Source organism: Streptomyces sp. NPDC057280, assembly GCF_042668605.1.
Taxonomy (GTDB): domain Bacteria; phylum Actinomycetota; class Actinomycetes; order Streptomycetales; family Streptomycetaceae; genus Streptomyces.
This window is the reverse complement of record NZ_JBHUYR010000024.1, coordinates 1-1,689: the sequence shown is the minus strand read 5'-3', so window position 1 is coordinate 1,689 and position 1,689 is coordinate 1. Positions and strand designations below refer to the sequence as shown.

General features: G+C 58.3%; 2 rRNA genes. Both read right to left on the bottom strand.

Annotated features, from left to right (window positions below):
• Positions 1-852, bottom strand: a 23S ribosomal RNA gene (locus ACFUO4_RS45670); the annotation flags it as partial.
• A gap of 308 nt (positions 853-1,160) precedes the next feature.
• Positions 1,161-1,689: ribosomal RNA gene (locus tag ACFUO4_RS45665) — 16S ribosomal RNA — on the bottom strand; the annotation flags it as partial.

Here is a 1,689-nt window from a genome sequence, read left to right as displayed (position 1 = left end):
TCAACCCTGGTGGGTTCGGTCCTCCACGAAGTCTTACCTCCGCTTCAACCTGCCCATGGCTAGATCACTCCGCTTCGGGTCTTGAGCGCGCTACTGAATCGCCCTGTTCGGACTCGCTTTCGCTACGGCTTCCCCACACGGGTTAACCTCGCAACACACCGCAAACTCGCAGGCTCATTCTTCAAAAGGCACGCAGTCACGAGATGGAAGCAAGCTTCCATCCGACGCTCCCACGGCTTGTAGGCACACGGTTTCAGGTACTATTTCACTCCCCTCCCGGGGTACTTTTCACCATTCCCTCACGGTACTATCCGCTATCGGTCACCAGGGAATATTTAGGCTTAGCGGGTGGTCCCGCCAGATTCACACGGGATTTCTCGGGCCCCGTGCTACTTGGGTGTCTCTCAAACGAGCCGCTGACGTTTCGACTACGGGGGTCTTACCCTCTACGCCGGACCTTTCGCATGTCCTTCGCCTACATCAACGGTTTCTGACTCGTCTCACAGCCGGCAGACTGTGAAAGAGAGATCCCACAACCCCGCATGCGCAACCCCTGCCGGGTCTCACACGCATACGGTTTGGCCTCATCCGGTTTCGCTCGCCACTACTCCCGGAATCACGGTTGTTTTCTCTTCCTGCGGGTACTGAGATGTTTCACTTCCCCGCGTTCCCTCCACATACCCTATGTGTTCAGGTATGGGTGACAGCCCATGACGACTGCCGGGTTTCCCCATTCGGAAACCCCCGGATCAAAGCCTGGTTGACGACTCCCCGGGGACTATCGTGGCCTCCCACGTCCTTCATCGGTTCCTGGTGCCAAGGCATCCACCGTGCGCCCTTAAAAACTTGGCCACAGATGCTCGCGTCCACTGTGCAGTTCTCAAACAACGACCAGCCACCCACCACCCCGCCACACTCGGCGAGTTCACTGGGGCCGGCATCGAAGTACAACCTTGCGGCCGTTACTTCAGACACCCAACAGCGTGCCCGGCACCCTCGCCACTCGTGATCAGCGTTCCACGCTCCGAAGAGCAGTACTGGCAGCCCGAGATGACTGAGAGTGCCGAATAATCAACGTTCCACCCATGAGCAACCAGCATCGGACGTTCGCCGATGTACTGGCCTCTGACCAACCGGAGTTGGTGAGAAGTGCTCCTTAGAAAGGAGGTGATCCAGCCGCACCTTCCGGTACGGCTACCTTGTTACGACTTCGTCCCAATCGCTGGTCCCACCTTCGACAGCTCCCTCCCACAAGGGGTTGGGCCACCGGCTTCGGGTGTTACCGACTTTCGTGACGTGACGGGCGGTGTGTACAAGGCCCGGGAACGTATTCACCGCAGCAATGCTGATCTGCGATTACTAGCAACTCCGACTTCATGGGGTCGAGTTGCAGACCCCAATCCGAACTGAGACAGGCTTTTTGAGATTCGCTCCACCTCACGGTTTCGCAGCTCATTGTACCTGCCATTGTAGCACGTGTGCAGCCCAAGACATAAGGGGCATGATGACTTGACGTCGTCCCCACCTTCCTCCGAGTTGACCCCGGCGGTCTCCTGTGAGTCCCCATCACCCCGAAGGGCATGCTGGCAACACAGGACAAGGGTTGCGCTCGTTGCGGGACTTAACCCAACATCTCACGACACGAGCTGACGACAGCCATGCACCACCTGTACACCGACCACAAGGGGG